Below are 23,828 nucleotides of genomic sequence, written 5' to 3' on the forward strand. Positions count from 1 at the left end.
TCGACGACGCCGTCGAGGGAGATGAAAGCGGAGCTGATCAGGGTGCGCATCTGCGGGTCCTCGGTGTCTCGTAGCTGGTTCTCGTGGCGCCGGCCCGGTGCGGCCTGCCGCGGACGGCGCGCTTCCGGCCGTCGTTGTGATCACCATAGCCACCACGCTTTCAAAAAACAACCAGTCAGTTTTGATTCGAAAGCACCAGGGGTAGACTGACCGGCATGGCAACGAAACGGAGCTACAACGACGCGTGCGGGACCGGCCACGCGCTCGATCTCGTCGGCGAGCGATGGGCACTCCTCGTGGTCCGCGAACTGCTGCTGGGCCCCAAGCGGTACGGCCAACTGCGCACGGACCTGCCCGGCATCAGCACCAACGTGCTCGCCCAGCGCCTCGCCGAACTGGAGGCATCCGGCATCGTGCGCAAGCACCGCCTCCCCGCCCCCGCCGCCGCAGAGGCCTACGAGCTCACCGACTGGGGCCTCGAACTCGAACCCGTCGTACGGGCGCTGGGCCGCTGGGCCGTACGCTCACCGGCCCACGACCGCACCGCCCACCTGAGCCCCACCTCGTTCGTCCTCTCCCTGCGCACCAACTTCGACCCGGCCCGCGCCCAGGACGTGCACGGGCGCTACGAGCTCCACCTCGGCGACGAGGTCTTCCGGGTCCTCATCGCCGACGGCACCCTGCGCGCCGAACGCGGCCACCAGCAGCAACCTGAAGCCGTCATCACCGCGCGGCCCTCCGCGCTCGCACGCGTCGTGTACGGAGGACGCCCCCTGGCCGACGCGATCGCGGCGGGGGACGTCCAGGTCGAAGGTGACACCGCCTCCGTCGCGCGCCTGGGCGCTGTGCTCAGCCTCCCCGCTCCCGTCGACCCGGCCTCCCGCTGACCCGGCCTCGTGACGACCCGGCCTCCCGCTGACCCGGCCGGGACGGTCGGTCAGCGGGCGGCCAGGCCCTGCTGGATCGCCAGCACCGCCAGCCGTACCCGGTTGGGGCTGCCGGTCTTGGTCATCAGGTTCGACACATGGGTCTTCACCGTGGTGATCCCGATGTGCATCCGTTCGCCGATCTCGGTGTTGGACAGCCCCTCCGCGACCAGCCGGAGCACCTCCTGCTCGCGGTCCGTGAAGTGCACCGCGTCGCGCCGGCGGTCGCCCTCGCTGTCCCAGGCCGAGGAGGCCCGGGACACCACCCTGCGCAGCACACTCGGGCTGTACGGGCTCTCTCCCTGGACCGCCCGGCGGATCGCGTCCAGCACCGAGGCCGGGGACACGTCCTTGGCCAGGAAGCCGCAGGCGCCCGCGCCGAGTGCGGGGTAGAGCCGATCGTCGTCGTCGAAGGTGGTCAGCACCACCACCCGGGTGGCGGGCCGCGCCTGAAGGATCCGGCGTGTCGCCGTGATGCCGTCCATCCCGGGCATGTGCAGGTCCATCAGGACCACGTCCGGGTGCAGCCGCTCGGCCAGCCGCAGCGCCTCGGCGCCGTTCACCGCCTCGCCGGCCACCGTGATGTCCGCCGTGGACTCGCAGAGCATCCGCACCCCCGCCCGCACCAGCTGCTGGTCGTCGGCGATCAGCACGCTGATCACAGCCGGCTCCGGTCCGCCGGGGTCGGGGAGGTCGGCGCGGGCAGGCTGGCAGTGAGGCGCCAACCGCCGGGGACCCTGCCCACGTCGATGGCGCCTCCGACCAGCGCGACCCGTTCGCGCATGCCGAGCAACCCGTAGCCGGTGCCGTCGTGCTGCGGCAGGTCCGGCCCGCCAGGCCCGCCAGGCCCGTGCCGTTGGGGCAGGTCGTTCTCCAGGTCCAGCCGCAAGGTCCCCTCCTCCATCCCGACCCGGAGCCGTACCGCGGCGGACGGTCCGGCGTGCTTGGTCACGTTCGCCAGCCCCTCCTGGACCAGCCGCAGCACGGTCAGGCTCCGGATCGCGTCCAACTCCGAGATCTGCGGGCCGATCTCGGCCTCGATCCTCAGCCCGGCCTGCCGGGACCGCTCGACCACCCCCTGCACCGCGGCCGGCAGGCCGGTGGTCTCCGCGAGCAGCGGCGCCAGGTGCCGGGGTGGCAGGTCGTGGTCGGCGGGCTCGCGCAGCGCGGTGAGCAGCCGCCGCAGGTCGGTGAGCGCGGTGGTGGCGCTGGCGTGCACGTCGTCCAGCACCTCGGCGAGCCGCTGGTCGGTCCGCGGCAGGACGTGCCGCGCCACGCCCACCCGGAGCACCGTGGAGGCCAGATGGTGCGCCACCATGTCGTGCAACTCCCGGGCGATCGCGGCCCGTTCGCCCATCCGGGCACCCCACTCGGCGAGGTCCCGGCTGTGCTCGGCCTCGCGGGCACGCTCCTGGGCGGTGCGGGCCGCCGACTCCGCCGAGCGGATGTAGCCGGCCAGCAGCACCGGGACGCTGACGATCACCGCCGCCCGGTAGAGGGCGGATCCGATGCCGTCGACGGTGTGGCCGGCGGAGACCAGCTGAGCGGCCAGCAGCGCCGCCGCGGCCACCGTCGTCGGTCGGCCCCACCGGCGCACCGCCAGTTCGAACAGCGCGGCGCTGGCGCCGACCTTGACCTCGACCAGCACGGCCGGCGCGGACAGCTCGGCCAGCGCCAGCATCCCGGCCTGGCCGAGCGCCACGGGCAGCAGTCGGAAACCGCCGACCGAGGCCAGCACCAGCACGGCCAGGCCGACGGACCAGTCCGCCGCCCCCAGCTCGGCCGGCCTGCGCAGGAGCAGCAGGTAGCCCAGGCCGAAGGCCACCAGTGCCAGCCGCATCGGCCCGAACCGGCGGTTGAAGAGACGTCTGATCCACTCCCGCGCCACAGGTGGGACTGTACGGTGACCGGCGCCTTTCATGATCCTCCCCGAGGGGGAGGGCGGTCTCCTCCTTCAGGCCGCCCCGTCCGGCCCTTCAGGCCGCTTGGTCCGACCGGTCGCCCGAAGCCCGTGAGCCTGCCCTGCCGGAAGTCTGGGCACATGACCAAGGCTCATACTGTCGGCGCCCCGTCGAATATGGCGCTCCTCCCGGTGACGGCCCACGGCGGACAGGCCGGGAACGGACAGGTTCGTGCGCGGCGACCGTTCGCCGGATACGTCTTCGCCCTGTCCGCCCTGGTGGTGACGGTCTGGGCGGTGACGCTCGGCGTCCACGCCGAGCCGGGCCGCCGGGTGCTCTGGGTCGGCTTCGACGTCCTGGAGGCCGCCGCGATGGCGCTGGCCTCCCGGCTGGCCCTGAGGCGCGACTCCCGGGTGGGGCTGGCCGCCGCCGGGATCGCCGTCTTCATGGTGGCCGACCTGTGGTTCGACGTCGGCACCGCGCCCTCGGACTACCTGCCGGCGGCCCTGCTGACCGCCGTGACGCTGGAACTCCCGTACGCGGCGGGCTGCCTGGCCTACGCCCTGCGGGTGCACCGCCGCGCGGCGGGCTGACCGGCCGTCCCCCCGGCTCTCTCCACTCTCCACTCCCCATTTCTCTGAAGGAGCGCCAAGTGATCGCGTCAATCGGGAGATTCGCCGCCGCGAACCGGCGGTGGGTCCTCATGGCCGCGGCCCTGTTCACCCTGCTGGCCGGCGGCTGGGGCACCGGCGTGTTCGGTGCCATCACGGGCGGGGCCGGGTTCGACGACCCGGCCAGCCAGTCCGCCCAGGCCGACAGGGTGCTCGCCGGACCTCTGGGCCGTCGGGCCGACGACGTGGTGGTGATGTACCGCAGCGCCGACCGTCCGGTCACCGACCCGTCCCTCGCCGGACCGATCCAGGCGGCGGTGGCCGCCGTGCCCCGCACCGACCTGGCCCGGGTGGACACCTACTGGTCCACCGGCGACAACCCGGACTTCCTCAGCAAGGACGGTCACGCCACCTATGTGGCACTGCAGTTCACGTCCTCGGACGAGCAGGAGCGGGTCAGGGCCCTGCAGGCGATCGAGGACCGCTTCGAGGTCCCGGGGACGGACGTCCGGTTCGGCGGCGTCACCGCGATGACGGAGCAGGTCAACGGGCTGACGGGGAAGGACATCGGGCGGGCCGAGATGCTCTCGGTACCGCTGTTGCTGGTGCTGCTCGTCCTCGTCTTCCGCAGTGCCGTCGCCGCCTCCCTCCCGCTGGCCGTCGGCGCGGTGGTGGCGCTCGGGTCCTTCGCGGTACTGCGCGTGCTCACCCTCTTCGCCGCCGTCTCGAGCAGCGTGATCAACGTGATCACCATCCTCGGGCTCGGACTCGCCATCGACTACGCGCTGTTCATGGTCAACCGGTTCCGTGAGGAGCTCGCCGCCGGAGCGTCCGTGGACGCCGCCGTCGAGCGCACCAGCGCCACCGCGGGCCGTACGGTGGCCTTCTCCGGCCTCGCGGTCGCCATCTCTTTTGCCGGCCTGACGCTCTTCCCGTCCCGCTTCCTGAGCTCGATGGGCTACGCGGCCGTCTCCGTGGTCGCCTTCGCGGTGATCGGCTCGCTGACCCTGCTCCCCGCGCTGCTCCGGGTCACCGGCCGCCGGATCGACTCGTGGCGGGTGCCGATGCCGTGGGACCGGCGGGGCGCGGCACCCGGGCCGGAGAGCCGGGGCCGGTGGTACCGCACGGCCAAGGCCGTGATGCGCCGTCCGCTGCTGACCACGCTCGCGGTGGTCGCCCTGCTGGTCGGCCTGGGGGCGCCGTTCCTGGGCGTCAACTGGGCGCGCCCCGGCGACTGGGTGCTGCCCGGCGGCTCGGACGCCCGGGTCGTCAGCCGGCAGTTCGCCACGGACTTCCGGCAGGACCCGACCAGGACCGTCACGGCCGTCGTCACGCTGCCGGGCCCCGCGAGCGGCGAGGCCGGCGCGCTCGGCGAGTACGCCGCCCGGTTGAACGCGGTACCCGGCGTGCGGGGCGCCGCGGTGACCGGCACCCACGGGAACCTGGCCCGGATCACCGCGTACTACTCGATGGACCCGATGTCCGAGGAAGCCCGCACCATGGTGGACGGCCTGCGGGCACAGACACCGCCGGCGGCCGCCGCCACCCGGTTCACCGGGATGCCGGTCTCCCGGGTGGACATCGTCGACATGATCGGCTCCCGGGCGCCGTGGATGGCCCTGTTCGTCGCGGCGGTGTCCTCCCTGGTGCTCTTCCTGGCCTTCGGCTCGGTGACCATCCCGCTGAAGTCGGTCCTGCTGAACCTGCTGTCGCTCTCGGCGGCGTTCGGCGCGATCAAGCTGATCTTCCAGGACGGGTACCTGAAGGACCTGCTCGGCTTCACCCCGATCGGCGCGATCGACGCCGACTTCCCGGTGCTGATCGTGGCGATCGCCTTCGGCCTGGCCATGGACTACGAGGTCTTCCTGCTCTCCCGGATCAAGGAGAGCTACGACCGCACGGGCGATCCGGGCGAGTCCGTCGCGCTCGGCCTGCAGCGGACCGGAAAGATCATCACAAGTGCCGCTCTCCTGCTGGCGGTCGTCGTCTGCGGCTTCCTGACCTCGTCCATCGCCTTCATGCAGATGATCGGCGTCGGCCTGGTGATCGCCATCGTGGTGGACGCGACCCTGGTCCGGGCCGTACTCGTTCCGGCGACGATGAAACTGCTGGGACACCGGGCCTGGTGGGCACCGGCCCCGCTGCGGCGGATCCGGCGGCGCGCCAGCCCCTCGTACGGCGAGGAGCAGTCGGTCCCGACGACCGCCCGCGGCGAGGAATCCCGGACCGGCTGACCCGGCCTCGGCCGCCCGCTCCCACACCCGGCCGGTCGGGCGGCCGCCCGCTCCCACACCCGGCCGCCCGACGGCCGGTTGCTCCCGCCCGGCCGCCCGGCAAGCTCCGGGTTCCCCGGAGCTTGCCCCGACACTGCCCCTCGGGTCCTTGCGCGGGCCCCGGGGCCCGGCATAGACCGGCATGGACAGACCGCGAACCGCGGCTCGAACGGCCCGTCCAGGAGGTGGATGTGCACGCGCATGACCAGAAACCGAAGGGCGGGCCCGAGCGGCGTGACCGCGGCCGCCCGACCGAACAGCGGCGGTTCGCGCCCGCGGATCCCCGCTCGATCGGCGCGCTGCAGCGCACGATAGGCAATGCGGCCGTCGTTCAACTGCTCAGGCAGCAGCGGGAGTCGGATGCACCGGTGCAGCGTTCGACGGTCCACCAGGTGCTGCGGTCGCCGGGCCGGCCGATGGCCGAGGACGTGCGGGCGGAGATGGAGGCCCGCCTGGGCGCCGACTTCAGCGGTGTGCGGATCCACGACGACTCCGCCGCGGCCCGCTCGGCTGCCGAGATCAGCGCCCGCGCCTACACCTCCGGCGAGCACGTCGTGCTCGGCCACGGCGGCGCCGACAAGCACACGCTGGCCCACGAGTTGACCCACGTCATCCAGCAGCGCTCGGGCCCCGTGGCCGGCACCGACCACGGCGACGGGCTGTCCGTCAGCGACCCCGGCGACCGTTTCGAGCGCGCCGCCGAGGCGAACGCCGTCCGGGCGCTGAGCGGGCCGGTGCCCGACGCCGTCCAGCGGGCCGCCGTGCGGTCGCCGTCCGCCGAGCAGGAGCCGGTGGTGCAGCGCGCCTTCACCGGCGCCCCGTACGTCACCTACGGCGGGGTGAACGGGAACGGCGTCGGCACCACGATGCACGCCGAACTCTGGCCCGGGCAGCTCGGAACGGGCTCCGTGCCCAAGGAGCAGCCGTCCTGGTGGCCCAAGACCGGCGCGACCGGCACGTGGTTCAAGAACTACATGGTGCAGGGGCACCTGCTCAACCACAACGTCGGCGGCCCCGGCGTCATGAAGAACATGACGCCGATCACCGCGTCCGCGAACTCGGCGCACCACTCCAAGGTCGAGAAGGACGTCAAGGACGAGGTGCTGAACCAGGGCAACGTGGTCGAGTACTACGTGGAAGCCCAGTACGGCACCCACCCCGCCGCGAAGGACTTCGACACGGGGGACGCCAACGTGGATGCCGACATCGACGCCAACTACGCCGCCAAACTCGCCGGCAAGCTCCACGCCGAGTACACCGTCTACGACACCACCGGCAAGGAACTGCGCGGCGACGCGTGGGAGATCGAGAACAACCGGAAGAAGTGACCACACCCGCTGGCGCCGCTGAAGACGCCGAAGGAGACGTACGTACGTGATCAACCCCCGTGCCCGGCTGACCGCGATGATCGCCGACCTGGACCGCAACCCCCGGGTGGAGCTCCTGGAGGCCACCGTCGCGCCGCCGACCCCGCCGGCGGACATCGAGCTCGCCACCCGCCTGGCCGGCGGCCGTCTCCCGGACGGTGTCGAGGCCTTCTACCGCGAGGTCGGCGCGGTCCGCCTGACCTGGCGGCACACCGTCCCCGAGGTCCTGAACGACGACCTCTCCGACCAGGGCCTGATCGACCTGCTGCCGTTGCGCGAGGTCTTCGGCGACTGGGAGGGCATCACCTGGCACTCGGCGGACGACCAGCAGTTCCGCGCCGTCAAACCCTTCGACAGGTTCGTCCCCGAGGCCTGCGCGGCGTTCGTCCCACCCCTCGGCTCCGTCCACTACCACTACCTCGGCGAGGAGTTGTACGACACCGGGTACCCGTTCGACGCGTACCTGGAACGGCTGATCGCCTCCCGCGGCTTCTGGTACTGGCCGCAGACGCTCTGCCGGGGCCTGGAGGACAGCGCGGAGGTCACCGCCTTCCGCCGCGCGATGCCGCTCGTCTTCCCCGACTACGACGACACGCTGTTCCACCCGGCGCGGCGCTGAGCCCGTGCGGCGCTGAGCCCGTGCGGCGCTGAGCCCGTGCGGCGCTGAACTCGCGCAGCGCAAGACCGGGCCATTTGCTCTGCCTATCGATAGTCGATAGATTCCCATCGCAATTCGATGGAAGAGTAGGTCATGGGAAAGCTGACAGTGCGCGCGCTGCGCGCCGTGCTCGTGGTGGTGCTCACCGGCACCGTGTTCGTCCAGGCGCTGATGGTGTGGACGCTGGCCAGCGGGAACGACCCGGAGGACGGGTCGCTCCCGCTGACCCCGCTGCGGGTGATCACGGTCCTGGGCATCGGGGCGGCCCAGGTCACCCTCGTCTGTGTCTGGCGACTGGTGACGATGGTGCGGCGCGGAACCGTGTTCTCCCACGCCGCCTTCCGGTACGTGGACGTCATCATCGGCGCGATCGTCGCGGCCTCCCTCATGTGGTTCACGGTCACGGCCGTCAACGCGCCCGGCCAGCGGGACGACCCGGGCGTCACCCTCATCATGGGCGGGATCGGCCTGGCCATCCTGGGAGTCGCGCTCATCGTGCTCGTGCTGCGGACGCTGCTCGCCCAGGCCGTCGCCCGCGACGTCGAAGCGGCCCAGCTCCAGGCGGAGTTGGACGAGGTGATCTGATGCCCATCGCCGTCGACATCGACGTGATGCTGGCCAGGCGGAAGATGTCCGTGGGCGAACTCGCGGACCGCGTGGGGATCACACCCGCCAACCTGGCCGTACTCAAGAACGGCCGGGCCAAGGCGGTGCGCTTCGCGACACTCGCCGCACTCTGCGAGGTGCTCGACTGCCAGCCGGGCGACCTGCTCCGCTGGGAGGCCGAGGACACCACGGGCGAATGACCCGGCGGCCCTGTCGTCCCTGTCGTCCCGGCCGTCCCAGGCTGTTGCGGGGAGGTTGACGCCGGCGCCGCGGGGCGGTCCGATGGATCCGGCGGCAGGGAGGGTGCGCGGTGACCGATGAGAACAGCGACGACGAGGGCCGGTCCGCGGACGTAGGGGCCGGGGGAGAGACCGGGGGAGACGGCGATCGGCGGGACCGTCCGCCCGTGCCGCACCGTCCGGGGTTCGAGGACACGTTCTGGCTGGTGCTGCTCGCGCTGATCGTGCTGGTCCTCTTCGTGGCCGGTTTCCTGTCCGACGCCGGGCCCGCGAGCCCGGGCGGGTCCACCGGCTGGCACTGAGCGCTCCGCCTCGGGCTGCCCGGGGCGGGGCGCTGCTCAGCTCTCCGGCCCGTACGCCCCGAAGCCCCGGTGGACCAGGCCGTCACGGAAGGTCAGGGCCTCCGAGACGGCCACCCCGCGCTCGTTGCGGTAGTCGATCACGATGGTGTCGACCGAGACCCGTACCGACTCCAGGGTGAAGCGGAGATCGGGCAGCAGGGCCAGGGCTTTGCTCCAGTACGCGCGCAGCGCCTCCTTGCCGCGCACCTCCCCGGAGGGTTCTCCCAGGACGGTGACCACCCGGGGGGAGGAGAAGACGACGTCGTCCGTGTAGTGGGCGAGGACGCCCTCCAGGTCGCGGGCGTTCCACGCCGCCACCCATTCCCCGGCGAACCGCTGTGCGAAGGCATGATCGACAGTCATGCCCCCATGCTGCCCGCCACCAGGCCGCCTCCGGAAGGCCCGCGCCGGGGTCCGGTGCGCGGTGCGCGGTGCCCGGGGGCCTTCGGGCAGGCCGGTGACCTCATTCCGTCCGGGTGCCCGGGCCGGGGCTCAGTCCGTGCCCGGTGCGCCCGTGCTGTCGAGCAGCCGGTCCACCAGGAGTTCCGGGTAGCCGGAGGCCGGGGGCTCGATGCCGAAGATCGCCCGCAGGTAGAGCGGTGCGACGAGCTGGTCGAGGATGGATTCCAGGGGCGGTGGGGTCTCGCCGCGGGCGGTGGCCCGCTCGCGGATGCGCTCGACGGCGTGGAGCCGGCGCCGGAAGTGCTGTGCGCGGTCGGCCTGCGCGTCGGGGCCGCTCGGCATGGACAGGGCGACGGCGCGGACGAGGAGGCGGCCCTCGGTCGTGCGGATGCTGGCCACCCCCGCGCGCACCCAGGCGATGAGGTCGCCGCGCAGGGTGCCGGTGTCGTCGAGCGGCCAGTCCCGTTCCAGGCGGGTGGTGACCACGTCGGCCAGGAGCGCCTCCCGGCTGCCCCAACGCCGGTAGACGCTGGTGTGGTTCACCCCGGCGTGCTGGGCGATCGCGGGGATGGTGAGCTCCGCGCCCCCGGAGGCCGACAGCAGGTCGATGACCGCCTGGTGGACGGCCGAGCGGACCTCTTCGGGGCTCTTGCGGCTGCGCGTGGTCGGTTGTTTCGAAGTCACTCCCACATCGTAAGCACAGATGTTTGCTTAGTGGCGCCCGGAGGGCCTAGAGTCCTGCCGTAAGCACAGATCTGTGCTTGATGTCTCCGAGGAGAGTGCGTGCGATGAAGCAGCTGCTGTTCCCGAACAACCCCCAGTTCTGGTACGAGACCCTGCGCTCGATGAGTCACATCGCCTACGGCGGCGCCGACTTCGGCGAGGTCGTGTCCACCGGCGAGCGCATCGTGGAAGGCGACTACGACAGCTGGCACGACGAGTGGCTGGCCACCGCCGACCGGGTCGCCGACCAGGCCCGGCGGGCCCTGGCGGCAGGCCACCGGGTGAGCGCCCGGGACGGCTTCCTCCGGGCGTCCAACTACTACCGCTCGGCCGAGTTCTTCCTGCACGGCCACCCCTGCGACCCCCGCCACGACCACGCCTACGACCGCAGCGTGGAGTGCTTCCGGGCGGCCGCCGCCCTGTACACCCCGTGCGTCGAGCCGGTCCGCATCCCCTACGAGGGCACCACCCTGCCCGGCTACCTCTACCGCGCCGACACCACCGGCACGCCCCGGCCGACCCTGATCATGCACTCCGGCTTCGACGGCACCGCCGAGGAACTGCACTTCAGCGGCGCGCTGGCGGCCGTCGAGCGCGGCTACACCGTGCTGACCTTCGACGGCCCCGGACAGCCCGGGCCCCGCCACCACCAGGGCCTCGTCTTCCGTCCGGACTGGGAGAAGGTCATCACCCCCGTGATCGACTTCGCCGAGACCGTTCCAGAGGTCGACACCGGCCGGATCGCGCTGCTGGGCTCCAGCATGGGCGGCCTCCTCGCCCCACGGGCCGCGGCCTTCGAACACCGGCTGGCCGCGCTGATCGCCGTCGACGGCGTCTACGACCTCGGCCGGATATCCGTGCGCAACATCCCCGGCGGCCGCGCGGAGGCCGAACGGCTCCTGCGCGCCGACTCCGCCCCCGAACTCGACGCCGCCCTCGAACAGATCATGGCCGCCGACGCGACCGCACGATGGGCGATCAACCACGGCATGTACGTCATGGGCGTCGACACCCCCCGCGCCTTCAACGCCTCCTACCTCGACTACACCCTCGACCACGGCATCGCCGAGCGGATCCAGTGCCCCACCCTGGTCTGCGACGCCGCCGAGGACGAGTTCTTCGAGGGCCAGCCGCAGCAGCTCTACGACCACCTGACCTGCCCCAAGACGCTGATGCTGTTCACCGCCGAGGAGGGCGCCGGCGCCCACTGCCACCCCGGCGCCATGCGCCTGGCCCTCGCCCGCGTCTACGACTGGCTCGACGACACCCTCTCCGCCGCCCCCACCGCCACCGGAGCCTGAGGCCGCCCCGCGGACACCGGGCCCGGGACCGCCTCCGCCACCGGGACCGCCTCCGCCACCTCCCGGGCCAGCGCGACCGGATCCCCGGCGGGCACGGTGGGGTACGCGGTGGTCTGCCGGGCCCAGGCGTCGTCCACGGCGAACCAGTCGATCGCCGCGGGGGAGGCCCCGGTGGACAACGCCGTGTCCAGCGAGGCGAAGTAGGCACTCCAGCGCCGGGCGTACAGCCCGGACACCAGCCCGGCCCAGTCCCGGTTCGCGTAGTCGTGCAGGCCGTTGTCGTCGCTCGCGGCCCGCGGACCCCAGGTCGTCAGGAGCGAGCGGACGTCGTACTCCAGCCGGTCACGCTCCGCCGCGTCGGCCCCCCAGGCCCGGGCGGCGGCGATCCACGGCCCCACCATGGACCGCGCGTCCGCCCCGGAGACCCGGTCCACCAGCGCCAGGTCGTGGCTCCACTCCGCCACCAGTACCCGGAACAGCGGCAGGTCCCGGGCGCCGTAGGCAGCGGAGATCCGCGGGAGCAGGGCCCGCGCACGGTTGTCCAGCACCTGCCGGGAGAAGGTCACCAGATCGAACCGGTAGGCGTCCGAACCCCTCAACGCCGGTGCGACCAGCAGGAGTTCGTCGAGAGCGGAGCGGACCAGGGCCGGGTCGTAGCGCATCGCGCCCGGGCTCCACTGCGCACCCTTGGACACCGACAGGCCCGGCCGCGCGGCGAACAGGCTGTCCTGCGCCTCGCTCCACGCGCCGGACGGCATGCCGTACGGGCCCCGCCGCAGCGCGGCCCAGGCAGCCGCCGCGTGCCGGTCGGCCCCGCCGTAGCGGCGCGCGGCGTAGTCGTCGAACCAGGCGGTCCGGTCGACCGCCGCCGGCTCCCAGGCGAGCAGGCTGAACAGCGCCAACGCCGCCGGATCCGTCCCCGTCGCCTCCGGCAGGTACGCGATGCCCCGCAGCGCGCTGCCGGACTTCGCCCGCCACTGCCGGAAACGCCGCACCCACACCGCCGTGTTCGCCCCGGGCGAGGTGTGCCCGCCGAAGTTCGGGATCGTGCCGAACGCGTAGGGCGTGCCCTGCCACTGGGACTCGCGGTCCAGGCCGTCGTAACGGTCGGCGAGCCCGTCCAGGACCAGCATCCGGCCGCGGTCCACCCCGGACAGCAGCGCCCGCGACGGATTGCCCTCCCAGCCCAGGAGCGCCCACACGGCCCCGGGATGCGCCGCCCGCAGCGCGCGCTGCACCGCACCGGCCGCCGCGCCCACGTCGACCGGCCCGGCGGTGCCGCCCTCGTGCAGCAGGTCCATCTTGTACATCGAACTGTCGCCGAAGGCCGCACGCTGCGCCCGGTAGTAGGCGGCGGCCAGCCCGGCGAAGACGGGGCCGGTCGGGTCGAGCCAGTCGGGACGGGCGAAGCCCACCCAGTTCCCCTGCGGCACCACCCGGGCGCCGGCGTTCCGCGCCGCGAAGCCGGCCGGGACGGTGCCGAAGTAGCCCGGCAGCACCGGGGTCATGCCGAGAGCGCGGAGGTGGTCGGTGATCCGCCTGCCCATCGCCACCCGGGCGTCGATCAGCTGCTCGGAGACCGGCCCGGCGAAGGCGCTCATGTTCTGCAGCAGCCACCAGCTCTGGTGCGCCGGGCCCGGGATCCACGAGCGCAGCTCCGCCGCGCCGTAGCCGAACTCCTGGAGCGCCCGGTAGTACGGGTACTCGGCGCCGGTCTGGACGAAGACCTCGTTGATCCCGTGGAGGGCGAGGACGTCGAGCTCGCGCCGGTGGGCGGCGAAGTCACGGTAGGCGCCGGAGTAGCCCGCGTCGGTGTCGTTCAGCGCGTAGCGGTGCGGCACCACGGCCGACCGCCTGACCGGGGTGCCCACCGCGGGGAGTACGGCGGGGAGCGCCCCGAGCGAGTCCCCGGGCAGGCCGATGTCGACCCGGGCCACGTGCTCCAGGTACCAGCCCACACCGGCGAGCAGCGTCGCCGGCGTGGTCCCGGACACCGTGACGGCCCCCCGGGTACCGGAGACCGAGAAGGCGTCACCCCCCGCCCCCCGGGCGACCGGGACCAGGGTGATCTGCCTCTGCTGGGCGGGAAGGAGCCGCCCGAGCGCCGCGGCGGCCGGAGCGGTGTCGAAGGCGGGCGCGGCCCGGGCGACCGTCGTCGTGGCCACCACCCCGGCCAGGGCGAGCACACCGGCCAGCGCCATGCGTCCCAGCCCCTCCACGCAGATCGAGCGGAACTCCCCGCGCCGGACGCGCGCGGGGCGGCTGGGAGCGGAGGGCATGGTGTCCTCATCGGGGGGAGGGGCCGGGGGAGCACGCCCATCGGACCACACCCCCGCGCGACGAACCCGCCGCGAACCAGCGCCGAACGGGTCGCCTTCGCGGCCGCCCGATCCGGCGCTACCCGGTCAGGCCCTTCTCGAACTCGCCCAGTGCCATGGCTCCCAGGACGGCCAGGAGGGTGAGGACGGCCAGCGCGATCCCGCAGCCGGTGGCCCACCGCGGCTCGTCCGCGGGCGGAGGGGGCGTGGGGGTCGGGTCCGTGTCCATGCGGGTCACGATAGGGACCGGCCGGCCGGGACTTCATGGGCGGAGGTACTCAACCACCGCCTGAGTACGGCGGGTCGGCGGGTCGGGCTGGTCAGGGGGTCAGTGGAGCGGGAACGGGAACGCGGGGACCGGCGGCCGGGGGAAGTTCGCCGGGCGCTGCCAGGCCCGCACGTAGTCGACCAGCAGGTGCCCCTGGCTGCCGGGGGCCGGGGGGATCTTGGAGTAGACGAAGTTGTCGAGGAGGACGTTCACCCGGCCGGGCGAGGTCCTGGTGCTGTAGTAGACCATCCGGCCGTCGATCCACCAGGTCGTCCCCCACGGCTCGATGTCGACGCCGTAGGTGTGGAAGCCCGTGGCCGGGTCGAACGCGGGCCGGTGCACGGTGCCGGCGAGTCCGGGCCACGAGAGCCCGGACGGGATGAACCCGGACGGGACGAACCCGCCGCCTCCGGCCGGGTTGTGCTGGCTGAGGTGGAGCCGCGAATGGTCGTCCGAGTAGAACTCGAAGGCGTCGGTCTCGCCGTGGGCCGGGATGTCGACGCCGGGCGCGGACCAGGTCCACAGGGCCGGCCAGAAGCCCTTCGGTGCCGGGAGCTTCGCCCGGATCTCGGTGTAGCCGTACTGGAAGGCGTAGGACGGCGAGGTGTTGATCATGCAGCTGGACCAGGCGTAGTGCTTTCCGGCGGCGCTGGTGATGTCGTCCGGCTTCGCCGTGATGTCCAGCATCCCGCCGGAGACGGAGCAGTTCGCCGGCTGGTCGAACTCGAGCTGCTGGTTGTCCGGGTTCCCCGTCCCCAGGGGGCTGGCGGACCAGTCGGCCTCCGCCTCGGACTGGAACGACCACTTCTTCGGGTCCAGTGACGTGCCGTTGAACTCGTCGGCGAACGTCGGGTCCCAGGGGCCCGCCGGCCCGGCCGGTGCCGGGCCCGACACCGGCCGGGGGAGGCCGGGCGAGGGCGTGGCGGGGTGCCCGGGTATCCCGGTGCCGGGCGTCGGCAGCGAGGGGAAGGCCGGCCCGCCGTTCGGGAACGGCCACGACCCGTTCCCCGGTGAGGGCCACGGCCAGGGCTGGACCGCGGGCCGGGGCTGGCCCGCGGCCCCGCGGTCCGCCGCCGGGGCCGGCGGCGACACGAGCACGCACATCGCCGCGCCGGTCACGGCCGCGGCGGCGAACTTCAGGGGTTTCACGGAGGGAGCCGCCGTTCTGCGACAGGTCACCGCCGGGGAACGGGTCCGCCCGGGGGCACGGGATCGCCCACGGGCAACGGCGGGACGGTGGGACGGTGGAGACGAGGGCCACGGGAGGCGCCCCGGTGGCCCGGTGCGGTGCGCCCCGGTGCGGAGGCCGCGTACCAGGTGGTGCTGACTGGCGGTGATTCGTGCCGTGAGCGGAAGGCACGCTCACGGCACGAATCTGGCACCCGCCCCCGGGCCCCGCCCGTCGTGTGGTCCAGCCGGGTGACCCACCGACAACCACGGCGCGTCGGCGCGCTGATGACCGGTCGTCCGGTCGTCCGGTCGTCCGGTCGACGGCGAGGGCCGGCTGTCCGCCGGAGACCGGACCCGCGGCGGACAGGTCCGCTGGATCCGCAGGGGAGGACCTGGCCCGCCTCCCGCCGCGAAGGTCCGGCCGACCCCCACCCCGCCGACCGCGCCGTCGGACACCGATGTGCATACTTACCGGACGATCAGGAGCACGTAGAGGTGATGGCGCGGTGAAACTGGCTGAGGCGCTCGCGCAGCGCGCGGCTGCGGTGCGGCAGGTGGAGCAGTTGCGGGCGCGGGTCGTCGGCAGCGCCCGCTACCAGGAGGGCGAGGAACCGGCCGAGAACGCGGCGGAGGTCCTGGCCCAGACCGGGGAAGTGCTGGACGAGCTGGAGCGGCTGATCCGGCAGATCAACCGGACCAACTCCACCACGGTCGTCGAGGGTGGTGGCACCCTCACCGACGCCCTCGCCCGCCGGGACGTCCTGCGGCTGCGCCACTCGGTGACCACGTCGGCCGCCGACGCCGCCTCCGGCCGCGACCAGCGCGGAGCCGTACGGCAGTTGCGGTCCGAGCTCAGGATCCTTTCCGCTCTGCCGGTGGCCGAACTCCGCGCCCGGGCAGATGAGCTGGCCAAGGAGATCCGCGAGGTGGACACGCTGATCCAGCGCACCAACTGGGAGATCGACCTGGTCGAGGACTGACCCCCACGAGCAGGGTGTGGGAAAAGCAGGTAGTCGTCACGGAGGCGTGCACACACCGTGGCCGGCGGTTCATCCGGCCCTGGCGCGTGGAGAGCAACGCAGGGGTTCGATTCCTCACTCAACAATGCAGCTCAGCATCGCGTACAGGTGACAGAGCACATCGCACAGCTCACCACCATGTGCAGATCCGGACGGCGAGGGCGGGATCGGGGCGCCCACACCCGATGCGAGGGCCGTGCACACCGCACGGCCCTCGCCCCTTTTTCCCGGCGGAGGCGAATCAGGCCGGATGACCCGCAGCCGCGGGTGTGGTGAAGCCCCGCCGGGCAGGTGCCCGGCGGGGCTTCGGACCGCGTGGGGGCGGTGGATTTCGGGGTGCGGGTGCCGCGGGTGCGGATACCGAGGTGGGGGTGCGGTGTCGGGCCGGGGCAGTGCCGGGGCGTGGCGCAGGGCCGGGCCGGGGCACCGAGGCGGCCCGTCGGACGCCGGTCGATCGGGGCGTGGGCGCCGGTCGACCGGGGTGCGGGCGGGTGTCGGGCGATCGGGTGCGGGTGTCAGGCGCGGGCGTCGATCTTGCCCTGGAGGGCGGTGAGCAGGTCCTTGAGGATGCCGGCGGTGGTCTCGTCGGTCAGTTCGCCCTGGTCGTCGAAGCGCTCGTGGGAGCGGAAGGCGACGAGTTCGGGCTTGACGACGACATCGCTGTCGGTCCAGACGAAGACCTGACGCAGGGCCAGCTGGGCGCGGACGGAACCGAAGTTGGTGGGGGCGGCGCCCATGATCGCGGTGGGCTTGCGGTGCAGCGGCAGGCCCTCGGTCTTGGTCCAGTCGGTGCTCAGCCAGTCCAGGGCGTTCTTCAGGACGCCGGGGATGGAGTAGTTGAACTCCGGGGTGGCGATGAGCAGTCCGTCGGCCTCGGCCACCTTGCGGCGCAGCTCCTCGACCACGGCCGGGCGCTTGCCCGGGTGGTCGAGGTCGTAGTCGTACGGCGGGATCTCGCGCAGGCCGTCGTAGATCTCGATCTCCATGCCGGCCGGGTCGAGCTTGCGGGCGGCGCGCAGCAGCGCGGTGTTGTGCGAGTCGGCGCGCAGCGAACCGGAGATGGCGAAGACCTTGGACGCGCTCATGACGGTGCTCCTTGCTTGCGGTGCGGGTGTGGGTGCGGGTGGCGGCCTGCCCGGTGCGGGCCCGGTGCCGGGCCGCCGGTCGTTCCGACGCCGAGAAATCTAAACGGTTCAGTTCAATGCGTCAACCAGACAGTTCAGTCTTGACTCTGAACTGAGTCGTGTAGTTCAGTTTTCGGCATGACGACGACTCAGCCCGCCGCGGCCCAGGCCGCCCCCGTCCGCTCGACCACCACCGTCATCGACCCCGTGCACACCTTCGAGGGCGCCGGCTTCCCCGTCCGCCGCCCGTTCCCGGTGGCCGAGCTCCCGATGCTCGACCCGTTCCTGATGGTCGACCAGACCGGTCCGCTGCTGCTCGCCCCCGGCGAGGCCAAGGGCGCCCCCGCCCACCCGCACCGCGGCTTCGAGGCGGTCTCCTACCTCATCGAGGGCTCGATGGACTGGGCCGACTCGACCGGCCGGCGCGGCACCAGCGTCGCCGGCGAGGTCGAATGGCTCACCGCCGGCGCCGGCATCGTCCACTCCAACGAGCCGACCGCCGAACTGCTCGCCCACGGCGGCCGCCAGCACATGCTCCAGATCTGGGTGAACCTGCCCGCCCGGCTGAAGGACCTCCCCGCCCGCAGCCAGAACCAGGGACCCGACACCATCCCGGTGGTGCACACCGAGGACGGCAGCCGGATCAAGGTGATCGCGGGCCGCAGCCACGGCGTGGCCGGACCCTTCGAGACCCACCTGCCGGTCCTGCTCGCGCACGCCGTACTGCCCGCCGGCGGGCAGGCCGAGTTCACCGTGCCGGTCGGCCACAACGCCGCCGTCTACGTGCTCTCCGGCGCCGCCGAACTGCCCGACGCGCCGCTGGCGGACGGCCAGCTCGCGGTGCTGGCGCACGACGGCGAGCGGATCGCCGTCGCCGCGCCGGACGGCCCGGCCGAGGTGCTGGTCCTGGCCGGCGAGCCCATCGGCGAGCCGGTGGCCCGCGGCGGCCCGTTCGTGATGAACACCGCAGCCGAGCTCCGGCAGGCCCAACTCGACTTCTCGAACGGGAAGTTCGGGCGGATCCCGGAGTGAGCCCGGGAACGCTGGACACGGCGGCAGGGGCGGGCGCGCCCCCAACGGAACCCTCAACGGGACCCCCGGCGGAGCCGCCGGCGGGGCCCCCGACGGGCAGCACCGGCCGGGGCGTACAGGGGTCGCTCCGGACCGGCCTGCTGCTCGCGGCGGTCGCCGCCCCGGGGGCGGCCGGACTCTCCAGCCCGAGCCTCGTCCTGCCCGCCATCGCCCGGGAACTGCACACCGGCCCCGGCTCCGCCGCCTGGCTGATGAGCGGCTACGGGCTCGGCATGATGCTCGGCACCCCGCTGCTCACCGGCACCGCCGGGCGGCGCGGCCCCCGGGCGCTGCTGCTCGCCTCCACGGGGGCGCTGCTGCTCGGCGTGCTGGTCACACTCGCCGCCGGGACGGCCCTCGGCCCGCTGGTCGCCGGGCGCGCTCTGCAGGCGGTCGGCGCGGCCGGGTTCAACGTGGCCGCCTTCCAACTGGCCGCGCGCCAACCGGACGGACGCGCCTCCGGGATCGTCGCGATCGGCAGCGCGGCGGGCGGCACCGCCGGACTGTTCATCGGCGCGGCGGTGGCGGCCGGGCTGGGCTGGCGGGCCTGCCTGGTGCTGCCGGTGCTGACCCTGGCGGTGCTGCCCGCCGCACTGCGCGGGTGCGCCGGACCGGCCGCGGGCCCGACGGTCGGGACCGTACCGGAGCCGGAGCCGGCGTCTGAGTCGGCGCGGGGTGCGGGCGCGGGCGTGGTGGCGGCGTGCCGCTCGTTCCTCGGCCTGGACGCCCTGGCGGTGCCGCGCTTCCGGGCCGTCGCGGCGGTGATGCTGGTCCTGGCGACCGTCAACTTCGGCCTGGTCTACGGCGCACCGCGGCGGGCCGCCGCGCTGACCGGCTGGAGCGCCGTCCAGACCGGCGCCGTCGGCTCGCTCGCCACCCTGACCGGCGCGCTGCTCTCCTGGTCGCTGGTACGCGCCGCGCCCCGGCTGGGCCTGCGGCGGACCGCCGGCCTGCTGCTCGGCGTCTCGTTCGCCGCACTCGCGCTCGCCGCGTTCGGCCCCTGGGCGCCGCTGGTGCTGCTGGGCGCCGGGGCCAGCGCCTGCGTCAACGCGGGCGGCCAGGGCGTCCTGACCGGCGCCGCCGCCGAGGCCGTGGCGCCGCGGCGACGGCCGGAGGCGATCGGGCTGTTCAACCTGGTGTTCCTGCTCGGTGCGGCGCTCGGCCCGCAGCTGGCGGCGTTCGGCGGGCGGCTCGCCGGGCTGGGCCCGTAGCCGCCGCGCCGGGGTGCCGGGATGGCACCAACCGAACCGTTCAGTTTCCTATACTGGCCCGTACCGTCTCCCCCCGAGTACCCGAGGAGAACCCCCGATGGCCGCCGAAAGCCCCCAGCCGACCGACGAGTTCGGCATCCCGATCATCCCGGGGCCGACCGACGCCGCCCAGCGACGCCGGCAGGCGATCATCGACGCCGCGCTCGCCGAGTTCCTGAAAGAGGGCTACTCCGCCGCCTCGATGGACGCCATCACCGCCCGCTCCGGTGTCTCCAAGGCGACCATCTACAAGCACTTCGGCAACAAGGAACGGCTCTTCCTCGCGGTGATCGGCGGCATACTGCCCACCACCTACGAGGACCTCAAGCCGTGGAACTCCACCATCGCCGAGGCCGACGACCTGCGCTCCGCGCTGATCACGCTCACCCTCGACTGGACCCGCATCCTGCTGCGCCCCGACATCATGTCGCTGCGCCGCCTGGTGATCGGCGAGATCGACCGCTTCCCCCAGCTGGGCCAGCTCTGGTACCGGGTCAGCTACGACATGAACAACGGCCCGCTGATCGAGGCCTTCGCCGAACTGGACCGCCGCGGCGTGCTCGCCGTGGAGGACCCGGCGCTGGCCGTGCAGCAGCTGGTCGCCTGCACGGTGGGCGTGCCGCAGCTGGTACGGACGTTCCGCCCGGAGGCCGAACTGGACGAGGCCGGGATGCGCCGGATGATCAGCTCCGGGGTCGACCTGTTCCTGACGCGGTACGCGCGGGAGCGGTGACCGCGGCGGCAGTGCCCGCGGCGGCAGTGCCCACTGTGGCAGTGACCGCGGCAACGGCGGGCCCGGCGGCGGTTCCGGCGCCCGGCCCGCGCCGGCGCCGCTGCCGCACCCCGGCCACCAGCAGCAGCACCGCCGTCCACGCGCCGGTGCAGAGCACCTGGCTGCGGCTGCCCGGGTCCACCAGCATGAACACCAGCACCCCGGCCATCGCCGCCAGCGCCAGGCACCCCAGGTACGGGAAGCCCCGCATCGGGGCCGCCCGCCCCGGTCCGCGTTCCTGGCCCGGCCCGCGCTCCTGCCCGTCCGTGCGCTGCCGGCGGCCGTGCAGCCGCAGGTGGGAAGCGGCGATCAGGATCCAGACCACCAGGATCGCCGTCCCGATCGAGTTCAGCAGGAACGGGAAGACGGTCCGCGGCCACACCAGGCTGAGCACCACCGACGCGAAGCCGAACGCGGCCGAGGCGAGCACGGCGCGGCCGGTTCCGGCCGCGCCGCCCTGCCCGCCCCGGCCGCCGCGGGTCAGCAGGCGCGGGGCGTCGCCGCGGGCGGCGAGGGCGTGCAGCATCCGCGAGGAGCCGTAGATGTTGGCGTTCATCGCCGACAGCAGGGCCACCAGCACGACGGCGTTCATCAGCTGCGCCGCGCCCGGCACCCCGATCCGGCCGATCGCCGCCGCGTACGGGCCGCCGGCGACCGCCGGGTCGTCCCACGGCACCACGGCGACGATCACCGCCATCGAGCCGATGTAGAACAGCGCCACCCGCCACAGCACCGTGCGCACCGCCCGGCGCACCGCGGCCACCGGGTCCGCGCACTCGGCGGCGGCGATGGTCACCGTCTCCAGCCCGCCGTACGCGAACACCGCCGCGATGGTGCCCACCGCGACCCCGTGCCAGCCGTGCGGCAGCAGGCCGCCGTGCGCGGTCAGGTTCTCCGCGGCCGGAGCCCGGCCGGTGAGCACGGCGGCGGCGCCGAGCAGGATGAACGCGCAGATCGCGGCCGCCTTCACCCCGGCGAACCAGAACTCCAGCTCACCGAAGTGCCGCACCCCCGCCAGGTTCGTCCCGGTGAACAGCGCCATGAACACCGCCACCCACACCCAGGCCGGCACCTGCGGCAGCCAGCCCGCCACGATCCGGGACGCCCCGATCGCCTCCGCGGCCACGCTCACCACCAGCAGCGCCCAGTACATCCAGCCGGCCAGCAGCCCGGCCCACGGCCCCCAGGCGCGGGTGGCGTGCGCGGAGAACGACCCGGAGCCGGGGCGGGCGGCGGACATCTCGCCGAGCATCCGCATGACCAGCACCGTGAGCACCCCGGCCACCACGTACGACACCACGATCCCGGGCCCCGCCGCGGCGATCCCGACGCCGGAGCCGACGAACAGCCCGGCTCCGATCGCACCGCCCAGCGCGATCATGGCGATGTGGCGCTGTCTCAGTCCACGACCGACCGACCGGTCCTCTGACATCACGGCTCCCCCCGTTGTGATCCAACCGGGGGAGATCCTGGCCCCGACCACCCGTCGTGATCAAGTCCTCCGGCCGGTCCGACCGAAGCGTGGACACCCGCCGACCGCTGTCACGCCGTCCACCCGCCACCTTGTTAGATGCTTAGCTAAAGTGCTAAATAGATGGCATGACAGAAGCCCAGGACGAGGCCGGAGCCTTCCGCGCCCTCGCCGATCCGACCAGGCGCCAGATCCTCGAAGACCTCCGGGACGGCGAACTCGCGGCCGGTGACATCGCCGCCAGGTTCGCCATCAGCGCGCCCTCCGTCTCCCGGCACCTCGGCGTGCTCAAGGGAGCCGGACTGATCACCGAGCGGCGGGAGGGCAACCGGATCATCTACGCGCTGGCCGAGGAACGCCTGGCCACCTGCGTCGGCCGCTTCCTCAGCGCCGTCTGCCCCGAACAGATCGTGCTCCGCCACACCAAATGGCGCCCCGGCCCGCAGAGCGAGGGATCATGAGGCAACCGTACCTGTCCACCGTCATCGAGCGACGGCTCCTGGTGAACTACCGGGTCGCCCCCGACGCCGCGGCCCGCCTGCTCCCCGGCCCGCTGCGCCCGCAACTGGTCCACGGCCACGCGGTCGCGGGCATCTGCCTGCTGCGCCTGGGAAGCGCCCGGCCCACCTGGGCGCCCGGCTCGTTCGGCCTGCGGAGCGAGAACGCGGCACACCGGATCGCCGTCGAGTGGGACGGCCCGGACGGCGTCGAGACCGGCGTCTACATCCCGCGGCGCGACACCGCCTCGCGGCTCAACGCCTGGGCGGGCGGCCGCCTCTTCCCCGGCGAGCACGGCCGGGCCGACTTCCAGGTGGACGAGACCGCCGATCGGCTGCGCGTCGCACTCGCCACCCGCGACGGCGACACCCGGGTGGATGTCACCGTCGAACTCTCCGACGAACTGCGGGGCAGCGAACTCTTCGCCGACCTCGCCGAAGCCTCACGGTTCTTCCGGTCCGGGGCCAAGGGCTACTCGGCCACGAGCTCCGGCCGCCACCTCGACGGCATCGAACTGCGCACCGACGCCTGGCAGATGGAAGCCGGCCGGGTCCGCTCCGCCGCCTCCACCTTCTTCGACGACCCGGACCGCTTCCCCCCGGGAAGCGCGACCCTGGACAGCGCCCTGGTCATGCGCGGCCTCCCCGCCACCTGGCGGCCACTCCCGGCCCTGACCCCCGGTCAGGCCGCGCAACCCGCCCACTGAAGCGCCCGGTCACCCCGCACCACCCCGGGGCAGTCCGCGTCCGGGACGCAGACCGTTCCGCCCGTGTCAGAAGAGGTCCGGCAACTCCGCCAGGGACGCGACGGACGGCACCTCCGTGGTGGCCGATCCCCGGCAGACCGCGCGCCCCGCGTACCCGAGCCCGATCGCGGCGGCGACCAGGGCCGGATCGTCGTCGACGAACAGGCACTGCGCCGGTGCGAGCCCCAACGCGGTGCTGGCATGGTGGTACATGCGCGGGTCCGGCTTGTTGCAGCCGAGCACCGCGGAGATCGCGTACGCCTCGAAGAACCGCGCGATCCCCAGCCCCGCGTGAAGGTCGGGCAGATTGGGCCAGGCATCCGACACCACCGCCATCCGCACGCCCCGTCGGCCGAGCTCTTCCAGAGTGCCCACGACCTCCGGGTAGGTCTCCAGGAGCGTGGCCGGCGGCACCTCGCGGCGCAGGTCGGCGAGGAGCTCCGAGCCCGGGTCCACCCCCACCTCACGCAGCATCAGCCGGTGGTAGTCGTCGGGTTCGGGCTCGGGCGAGGAGGCGGCGAGGAATCGGTCGCCTACGGCGACGGCCGCCGCGAACTGTTCCGACGTGATCGAGGGCACGTGGGCGAGAACGGTCTGCTCGAAGTCCGCCCGCGGGTTCCACCGGCCGCCGATCGGCCGCATCAGCACGCCGCCCGAGTCGAAGAGAACAGCACGGAGGTCTTCCTGAGAAGAGGGCTGTGTCGTCATTCGGCTCAGTCTGCTCAACGGACGCCCGCTGGTCTGCCTTTGATGAGCGATCAGCTGTCCGAGGCG

General features: G+C 73.3%; 25 protein-coding genes. 15 read left to right on the forward strand and 10 right to left on the reverse strand.

The window, feature by feature from the left end:
• Window positions 1-215: 215 nt before the first annotated feature.
• Window positions 216-887, forward strand: coding sequence for a winged helix-turn-helix transcriptional regulator (locus IE332_RS30635; RefSeq protein WP_189922746.1), 672 nt, complete (start codon window positions 216-218; stop codon window positions 885-887).
• 50 nt (window positions 888-937) lie between these two features.
• On the opposite strand, the gene IE332_RS30640 is transcribed toward IE332_RS30635, so the two are convergent.
• Together IE332_RS30640 and IE332_RS30645 are read right to left on the reverse strand one after the other, a co-directional pair.
• The gene (locus tag IE332_RS30640; protein ID WP_189922748.1) at window positions 938-1,588 is read right to left on the reverse strand and encodes a response regulator; all 651 of its coding nucleotides are present in this window, start codon (window positions 1,586-1,588) and stop codon (window positions 938-940) included.
• A complete protein-coding gene (locus IE332_RS30645; RefSeq protein ID WP_189922750.1) occupies window positions 1,585-2,814 on the reverse strand; it encodes a sensor histidine kinase in 1,230 nt (409 codons plus the stop codon). Before IE332_RS30645 ends, IE332_RS30640 begins: the two co-directional genes overlap by 4 nt.
• A gap of 153 nt (window positions 2,815-2,967) precedes the next feature.
• Between IE332_RS30645 and IE332_RS30650 the strand changes: the two genes are divergently transcribed.
• The 7 genes from IE332_RS30650 (at window position 2,968) to IE332_RS42025 (ending at window position 8,883) form a co-directional block, all read left to right on the forward strand.
• Entirely contained in the window at window positions 2,968-3,420 is a 453-nt protein-coding gene (locus tag IE332_RS30650) for a hypothetical protein (protein ID WP_189922752.1), read from the forward strand.
• Window positions 3,421-3,479: 59 nt separating this feature from the next.
• Window positions 3,480-5,672 (forward strand): MMPL family transporter, encoded by a 2,193-nt coding sequence (locus IE332_RS30655; protein WP_189922754.1) that lies wholly within the window; start codon window positions 3,480-3,482, stop codon window positions 5,670-5,672.
• A 230-nt stretch (window positions 5,673-5,902) separates the two neighbouring features.
• Window positions 5,903-7,039 (forward strand): eCIS core domain-containing protein, encoded by a 1,137-nt coding sequence (locus IE332_RS42490; protein WP_189922756.1) that lies wholly within the window; start codon window positions 5,903-5,905, stop codon window positions 7,037-7,039.
• A 46-nt stretch (window positions 7,040-7,085) separates the two neighbouring features.
• Window positions 7,086-7,697 carry a hypothetical protein gene (locus IE332_RS30665; protein WP_189922758.1) on the forward strand — a complete coding sequence of 204 codons (612 nt, stop codon included), beginning with the start codon at window positions 7,086-7,088 and terminating at the stop codon, window positions 7,695-7,697.
• A gap of 132 nt (window positions 7,698-7,829) precedes the next feature.
• A complete protein-coding gene (locus IE332_RS30670) occupies window positions 7,830-8,321 on the forward strand; it encodes a DUF2975 domain-containing protein (protein WP_189922760.1) in 492 nt (163 codons plus the stop codon).
• The gene (locus IE332_RS30675; protein ID WP_189922762.1) at window positions 8,321-8,542 is read left to right on the forward strand and encodes a helix-turn-helix domain-containing protein; all 222 of its coding nucleotides are present in this window, start codon (window positions 8,321-8,323) and stop codon (window positions 8,540-8,542) included. The genes IE332_RS30670 and IE332_RS30675 overlap by 1 nt, the downstream gene beginning before the upstream one ends.
• 206 nt (window positions 8,543-8,748) lie before the next feature.
• The gene (locus IE332_RS42025) at window positions 8,749-8,883 is read left to right on the forward strand and encodes a hypothetical protein (protein WP_268256644.1); all 135 of its coding nucleotides are present in this window, start codon (window positions 8,749-8,751) and stop codon (window positions 8,881-8,883) included.
• 36 nt (window positions 8,884-8,919) lie between these two features.
• Here the strand turns inward: IE332_RS42025 and IE332_RS30680 are convergent, their stop codons facing one another.
• Window positions 8,920-9,285: a nuclear transport factor 2 family protein gene (locus tag IE332_RS30680; RefSeq protein WP_189922764.1), complete on the reverse strand. Its 366-nt coding sequence runs from the start codon at window positions 9,283-9,285 to the stop codon at window positions 8,920-8,922.
• 129 nt (window positions 9,286-9,414) lie between these two features.
• Entirely contained in the window at window positions 9,415-10,008 is a 594-nt protein-coding gene (locus IE332_RS30685; RefSeq protein WP_229929051.1) for a TetR/AcrR family transcriptional regulator, read from the reverse strand.
• A gap of 104 nt (window positions 10,009-10,112) precedes the next feature.
• Between IE332_RS30685 and IE332_RS30690 the strand changes: the two genes are divergently transcribed.
• Window positions 10,113-11,348: an alpha/beta hydrolase family protein gene (locus IE332_RS30690; protein ID WP_189922767.1), complete on the forward strand. Its 1,236-nt coding sequence runs from the start codon at window positions 10,113-10,115 to the stop codon at window positions 11,346-11,348.
• Here IE332_RS30690 and IE332_RS30695 read toward each other — a convergent pair.
• From IE332_RS30695 to IE332_RS30705, 3 genes are all read right to left on the reverse strand, one after another.
• A complete protein-coding gene (locus IE332_RS30695; protein WP_229929052.1) occupies window positions 11,294-13,627 on the reverse strand; it encodes an alpha-N-acetylglucosaminidase in 2,334 nt (777 codons plus the stop codon). The two genes, IE332_RS30690 and IE332_RS30695, sit on opposite strands and share 55 nt — an antisense overlap.
• 118 nt (window positions 13,628-13,745) lie before the next feature.
• The gene (locus IE332_RS30700; protein ID WP_189922769.1) at window positions 13,746-13,895 is read right to left on the reverse strand and encodes a hypothetical protein; all 150 of its coding nucleotides are present in this window, start codon (window positions 13,893-13,895) and stop codon (window positions 13,746-13,748) included.
• A 99-nt stretch (window positions 13,896-13,994) separates the two neighbouring features.
• Window positions 13,995-15,083, reverse strand: coding sequence for a glycoside hydrolase family 16 protein (locus tag IE332_RS30705; protein WP_189922772.1), 1,089 nt, complete (start codon window positions 15,081-15,083; stop codon window positions 13,995-13,997).
• A 527-nt stretch (window positions 15,084-15,610) separates the two neighbouring features.
• On the opposite strand from IE332_RS30705, the gene IE332_RS30710 reads away from it, so the two are divergent.
• Complete coding sequence (locus tag IE332_RS30710) at window positions 15,611-16,084, forward strand: DIP1984 family protein (RefSeq protein ID WP_189922774.1); 474 nt, start codon at window positions 15,611-15,613, stop codon at window positions 16,082-16,084.
• Window positions 16,085-16,638: 554 nt separating this feature from the next.
• Here the strand turns inward: IE332_RS30710 and IE332_RS30715 are convergent.
• The gene (locus IE332_RS30715; protein ID WP_189922776.1) at window positions 16,639-17,208 is read right to left on the reverse strand and encodes an NADPH-dependent FMN reductase; all 570 of its coding nucleotides are present in this window, start codon (window positions 17,206-17,208) and stop codon (window positions 16,639-16,641) included.
• Between the two features lie 177 nt (window positions 17,209-17,385).
• Between IE332_RS30715 and IE332_RS30720 the strand changes: the two genes are divergently transcribed.
• The 3 genes from IE332_RS30720 to IE332_RS30730 all read left to right on the forward strand — a co-directional run bounded on the left by IE332_RS30720 (window position 17,386) and on the right by IE332_RS30730 (window position 20,301).
• Complete coding sequence (locus IE332_RS30720; RefSeq protein ID WP_189922778.1) at window positions 17,386-18,279, forward strand: pirin family protein; 894 nt, start codon at window positions 17,386-17,388, stop codon at window positions 18,277-18,279.
• On the forward strand, window positions 18,276-19,529 hold the full coding sequence (locus IE332_RS30725) for an MFS transporter (protein WP_189922780.1): 1,254 nt from the start codon (window positions 18,276-18,278) through the stop codon (window positions 19,527-19,529). Before IE332_RS30720 ends, IE332_RS30725 begins: the two co-directional genes overlap by 4 nt.
• A 97-nt stretch (window positions 19,530-19,626) precedes the next feature.
• Window positions 19,627-20,301, forward strand: coding sequence for a TetR/AcrR family transcriptional regulator (locus IE332_RS30730; RefSeq protein WP_189922782.1), 675 nt, complete (start codon window positions 19,627-19,629; stop codon window positions 20,299-20,301).
• On the opposite strand, the gene IE332_RS30735 is transcribed toward IE332_RS30730, so the two are convergent.
• Window positions 20,252-21,772 (reverse strand): amino acid permease, encoded by a 1,521-nt coding sequence (locus tag IE332_RS30735; RefSeq protein ID WP_189922784.1) that lies wholly within the window; start codon window positions 21,770-21,772, stop codon window positions 20,252-20,254. The genes IE332_RS30730 and IE332_RS30735 overlap by 50 nt on opposite strands.
• A gap of 167 nt (window positions 21,773-21,939) precedes the next feature.
• On the opposite strand from IE332_RS30735, the gene IE332_RS30740 reads away from it, so the two are divergent.
• Together IE332_RS30740 and IE332_RS30745 are read left to right on the forward strand one after the other, a co-directional pair.
• Entirely contained in the window at window positions 21,940-22,272 is a 333-nt protein-coding gene (locus IE332_RS30740) for a metalloregulator ArsR/SmtB family transcription factor (RefSeq protein ID WP_189922786.1), read from the forward strand.
• Window positions 22,269-23,015, forward strand: a complete 747-nt coding sequence (locus IE332_RS30745; RefSeq protein ID WP_189922788.1) for a DUF2071 domain-containing protein — start codon at window positions 22,269-22,271, stop codon at window positions 23,013-23,015. Before IE332_RS30740 ends, IE332_RS30745 begins: the two co-directional genes overlap by 4 nt.
• A gap of 66 nt (window positions 23,016-23,081) precedes the next feature.
• On the opposite strand, the gene IE332_RS30750 is transcribed toward IE332_RS30745, so the two are convergent.
• Window positions 23,082-23,762 carry an HAD family hydrolase gene (locus tag IE332_RS30750; RefSeq protein WP_189922790.1) on the reverse strand — a complete coding sequence of 227 codons (681 nt, stop codon included), beginning with the start codon at window positions 23,760-23,762 and terminating at the stop codon, window positions 23,082-23,084.
• Window positions 23,763-23,828: the final 66 nt, after the last annotated feature.

The organism is Kitasatospora xanthocidica (assembly GCF_014656195.1).
In the GTDB taxonomy this organism is placed as follows: domain Bacteria; phylum Actinomycetota; class Actinomycetes; order Streptomycetales; family Streptomycetaceae; genus Kitasatospora; species Kitasatospora xanthocidica.